Origin of the sequence: Streptomyces sp., assembly GCF_036566765.1 — a bacterium.
In the GTDB taxonomy this organism is placed as follows: domain Bacteria; phylum Actinomycetota; class Actinomycetes; order Streptomycetales; family Streptomycetaceae; genus Streptomyces.
Window position 1 is genome coordinate 1 of record NZ_DATCVQ010000077.1, and the last position, 4,670, is coordinate 4,670.

Consider the following 4,670-nt stretch of genomic DNA (forward strand, 5'->3'; position numbering starts at 1 on the left):
CCGCAGGCCCGGCCGAGGACGGCCTCGAGACCGAGCCGTCGCCCGCCGCGGTCCCGCGCCCCCGTACCGGCCACATCGGCGACCGGCCGCCCACCTACGAGCCGGAGCCGACCGCCCTGCCCGCCGCGCGCCCGGGCGAACTGGCCGAACTCGTCTCCGACACCGTCCTCGACGGCGCCCGCTACGGCGCCTGCACCCTGCGCGCCGCCTCCGTCCGCGGCGACTCCGCCCGCTATCGCGGCGAGCCGCGGCGCGACGCCCTGCTCACCGCCCGGTTCGGCCACGACGAGGCCGCCCTCGTCCTGGTCGCCGTTGCCAGCGGCGCCCGCGCCGCCGAGGACGCCCATCTCGCCGCCGCCGACGCCTGCCGCTGGATCGGCGAGGCCGTCGGCCGCAGCCACGCCCGGCTCTCCGAGGACATCCGGGCCGGCCGGCGCGGCGACCTCAAGTCGGGGCTGCACCGGCTCACCGACCGCACGTACGGCCGGCTGCGCAACCGCGCGGCGGAACGCGGCGTGGACCCCGAGGAGTACACCGCCACCCTGCGCTGCCTGCTGCTCTCCGCCGACCCCGCCTGCCGCACCCGGGTCTTCTTCGGCATCGGCCGCGGCGGCCTGTTCCGGCTCCGGGACGGCGCGTGGCACGACATAGAGCCGCTGGTCCCCGAGCCCGCCGCCATGACCGGCGCGCCGGTCGTCGGCTTCGGCTCGCCGCCGGCCGGCGAGCCGAACGAGTACGACGGCGAGGGGCTCACCATGAGCCTCGGCATCGCCACCGCTCCCGGCCCGTTCGTCGAGGACCCCCTCCCGCCGCCCGCCGAACCGTTTCGGTTCCGCGCCTCGGTGGCCCGGCCCGGTGACACCCTGCTGCTCGCCTCCAACGGCCTCGCCGACCCGCTGCGCGGCGAGCCCGCCCTCGCCGCGGAGCTCGCCGCCCGCTGGGCCGACGAGGAGCCGCCCGGCCTCGCCGCCTTCCTCGCCGACACCCAGCTGCGGGTGAAGGGGTACGCGGACGACCGCACCGGCGTCGCCGTCTGGGAGGCCTAGGGGGTGGCTGACGATTCCCCCGTTCGAACGGCTCGTCGAGGCGGGACCGCGCCGCTCGTGGGTTGATGGACCCATGGCCAGACAGAACGTCGCAGAACAGTTCGTCGACATCCTCGTGCGGGCCGGTGTCCAGCGGCTGTACGGGGTGGTCGGCGACAGCCTGAACCCGGTCGTCGACGCGGTCCGCCGGCACTCCGGCATCGACTGGATCCAGGTCCGCCACGAGGAGACCGCCGCCTTCGCCGCCGGGGCCGAGGCGCAGATCACCGGCAAGCTCGCCGCCTGCGCCGGCTCCTGCGGCCCCGGCAACCTGCACCTCGTCAACGGCCTCTACGACGCCCACCGCTCCATGGCCCCGGTGCTCGCGCTCGCCTCGCACATCCCGTCCAGCGAGATCGGCCTGAGCTACTTCCAGGAGACCCATCCCGACCAGCTGTTCCGCGAGTGCAGCCACTACAGCGAGCTGATCTCCAACCCGCGTCAGATGCCCCGCCTGCTCCACACGGCCATCCAGCACGCCGTAGGCCAGGGCGGCGTCGGCGTCGTTGCGCTGCCCGGCGACATCGCCTCCCAGCAGGCCCCCGAGCAGTCGGGCGAGGCCGCGCTCGTCACCACCCGGCCGACCGTCCGCCCGGGCGACGCCGAGATCGACGCGCTGGTCCGGCTCGTCGACGCGGCCGATCGGGTGACCTTGTTCTGCGGCAGCGGCACCGCCGGCGCGCATGCCGAGGTCATGCAGTTCGCCGAGCGGATCAAGTCGCCGGTCGGGCACGCCCTGCGCGGCAAGGAGTGGATCCAGTACGACAACCCGTTCGACGTCGGCATGAGCGGACTGCTCGGCTACGGCGCCGCCTACGAGGCCACCCACGAGTGCGATCTGCTGATCCTGCTCGGCACCGACTTCCCGTACAACAAGTTCCTGCCCGACGACGTGAAGATCGTCCAGGTGGACGTGCGGCCCGAACACCTCGGCCGGCGCTCCAAGCTCGACCTCGCCGTGTGGGGCGACGTCCGCGAGACGTTGCGCTGTCTGATCCCGCGGGTACGGGCCAAGACCGACCGGCGCTTCCTCGACAAGATGCTGAAGAAGCACGCCGACGCGCTCGAAGGCGTGGTCAGGGCGTACACCCGCAAGGTCGAGCGGCACCGCCCGATCCACCCCGAGTACGTCGCCGCCGTCCTCGACGAACTCGCCGACGACGATGCCGTGTTCACGGTCGACACCGGCATGTGCAACGTCTGGGCGGCGCGCTACGTGTCGCCGAACGGACGCCGCCGGATCATCGGCTCGTTCAGCCACGGCTCGATGGCGAACGCCCTGCCCCAGGCCATCGGCGCGCAGTTCACCGACCCCCGGCGGCAGGTCGTGTCGATGTCCGGCGACGGCGGATTCTCCATGCTGATGGGCGACTTCCTCACTCTCGTCCAATACGAACTGCCGGTGAAGGTAGTGCTGTTCAACAACTCCTCGCTCGGCATGGTCGAGTTGGAGATGCTGGTCTCCGGGCTGCCTTCGTACGGAACTACGAACCAGAACCCCGACTTCGCGGCCGTCGCCCGCGCCTGCGGGGCCTACGGCGTCCGCGTGGAGAAGCCCAAACAGCTCGCGGGAGCGCTGAAGGACGCCTTCCGGCACCGCGGTCCGGCCCTCGTGGACGTCGTCACCGACCCCAATGCGCTCTCCATCCCGCCGAAGATCAGCGCCGAGATGGTGTCCGGTTTCGCGCTCTCCGCAAGCAAGATCGTGCTGGACGGCGGGGTCGGCCGGATGCTCCAGATCGCCCGCTCCAACCTGCGCAACGTGCCCCGGCCGTAGCCGCCGACCGGGTGGGCCCCTCTCACTCCGGAGAGTGGAACCCGGCGTCCAGTGGGGCGCACTCGGCCGGTCGCCGCGGGGCGGGAGCGGGCGCGCCAGAAAGCTGTGGGGCCCGAGGATCCCCATAGACGGAGTGGTCGCGCATGCCCCTTCATTCCCGACGGCGCCAGGCGGGGCGCTTCGGCGCGCTGGTCGCAATGGCCCTGGCGCTCGTCCTGAGCCTGCCCGGAGTGGCGACGGCCGCCCCCGGCGATCTGGATCCCACGTTCAGCGACGACGGCACGGTCGTCACGGACCCCGGGTATGCAGAGAACAACGGCGACGTGGTCGTCCAGCCCGACGGCAAGATCGTGACACTGGGCTCCGCGAACACCTTCCCGGAAGAGCCCATGGACTTCCTGGTGATGCGTTACAACGCCGACGGCAGCCCGGACACCGAGTTCGGCGAGGGCGACGGCATCGTCCTCACCGATCTCGGTGGCTTCTACGAGGACACGGGCACGGCCCTCGCGCTGCAGGACGACGGCAAGATCGTCGCGGTGGGGAGCAGCTTCCGGAGCTTCGGCAGGTACATGTTCGCGGTGGTTCGCTACAACGCCGACGGCACGCTCGACACCGGATTCGGCACCGGCGGAATGGTGTTCACGGCCTTCAACGACCCCTCCGGGAACGCGAGTGCCGAAGCGGTGGTCGTGCAGGACGACGACAGGATCGTCGTCGGCGGGTCCAGCGACGGCGGATTCACCCTGGCCCGCTACAACGCGGACGGCGCCCTCGACACCACCTTCGACGGTGACGGCACGGTGACCACCGCGTTCGAGGGCACGGGCGTGGGGGTTACCGGCCTGGCTCTGCAGACCGACGGCAGGATCGTGGCCGCAGGAAACGGTTCCGGTGGCCAGGTGGTCCGCTACAACGTGGACGGCAGCCTGGACACCGGCTTCAGCGGTGACGGCAGGGCGAGCGTCTCCACCGGCGCCACGGCCGTCGCCCTGCAGCCGGACGGCCGGATCGTCGTCGGCGGGAACGTCGTCGGCAGCACCTTCGCGGTGGCGCGGCTCACCGCCACCGGTGCGCCGGACCCCACCTTCGACGGCGACGGCAGCCTGACCACCTCCTTCGGGCCGCAGACCGGAGGGCTCACGGATGTGGCGCTCCAGTCGGACGGCCGGATCGTCGCCGTCGGCTACTTCAACGGGGATTTCGCGCTGGCGCGCTACAACACCGGTGGCAGCCTGGATCCCGACTTCGGCGGTGACGGCCGCGTGACCACCGACTTGTCGTTCACCGCGCAAGCCGTGGCTCTGCAGTCCGACGGCAGGATCGTCGTCTCCGGCAGCAGCATCTTCGAGAACGTCGTGGCCCGCTATCTGGGCGGCGGAGGCATCGAACCTCCCCCGCCGCCGCCCACCGTCGACGTGTCCGTGACCAAGACCGGCCCCGCCACCGTCAGCCTCGGCGACCAGGCCACGTACACGATCCGGGTGACCAACAACAGCACCACGAACACGGCCACCGCCGTCTCCATCTCCGACACCCTCACCGGCGGCTCCGGCACGATCCTGTCGGCCACGCCCAGCCAGGGCGGGCCGTGCACGGTCAACCCGACGACGATGACCTGCCGGTTCGGCGACATCGCACCCGGCGCCTCCGCCACCGTCACCGTCGTCGCCGAACCGCGAGCCACCGGCACCCTCACCGACTGGGTCGCCACCGCCGCCGTCGAGGACGACCCCGTACCCGCCAACAACAACGCCAACGCCGCCACCACCGTCAACAACGCCCGCGGCTGCACCATCGTCGGCACC

Annotated in this window: 3 protein-coding genes; all 3 read left to right on the forward strand. The window is 72.0% G+C overall.

Annotation, left to right across the window (positions count from 1 at the left end; translation table 11 throughout):
- Positions 1–1,046, forward strand: a 1,046-nt coding sequence (locus VIU94_RS04575) for a protein phosphatase 2C domain-containing protein (protein ID WP_331907799.1), incomplete at its 5' end; no start/stop codon positions are given.
- A gap of 73 nt (positions 1,047–1,119) precedes the next feature.
- Positions 1,120–2,862: a pyruvate dehydrogenase gene (locus tag VIU94_RS04580; RefSeq protein ID WP_331907801.1), complete on the forward strand. Its 1,743-nt coding sequence runs from the start codon at positions 1,120–1,122 to the stop codon at positions 2,860–2,862.
- Between the two features lie 143 nt (positions 2,863–3,005).
- A partial coding sequence (locus tag VIU94_RS04585; protein WP_331907803.1) for a delta-60 repeat-containing protein occupies positions 3,006–4,670 on the forward strand: 1,665 nt, incomplete at its 3' end.

What these genes read in the sequence shown, in the direction of transcription:
- VIU94_RS04580 (WP_331907801.1), top strand. Translation starts at nt 1,120, where the DNA reads ATGGCCAGACAGAACGTCGCAGAACAGTTCGTCGACATCCTCGTGCGG.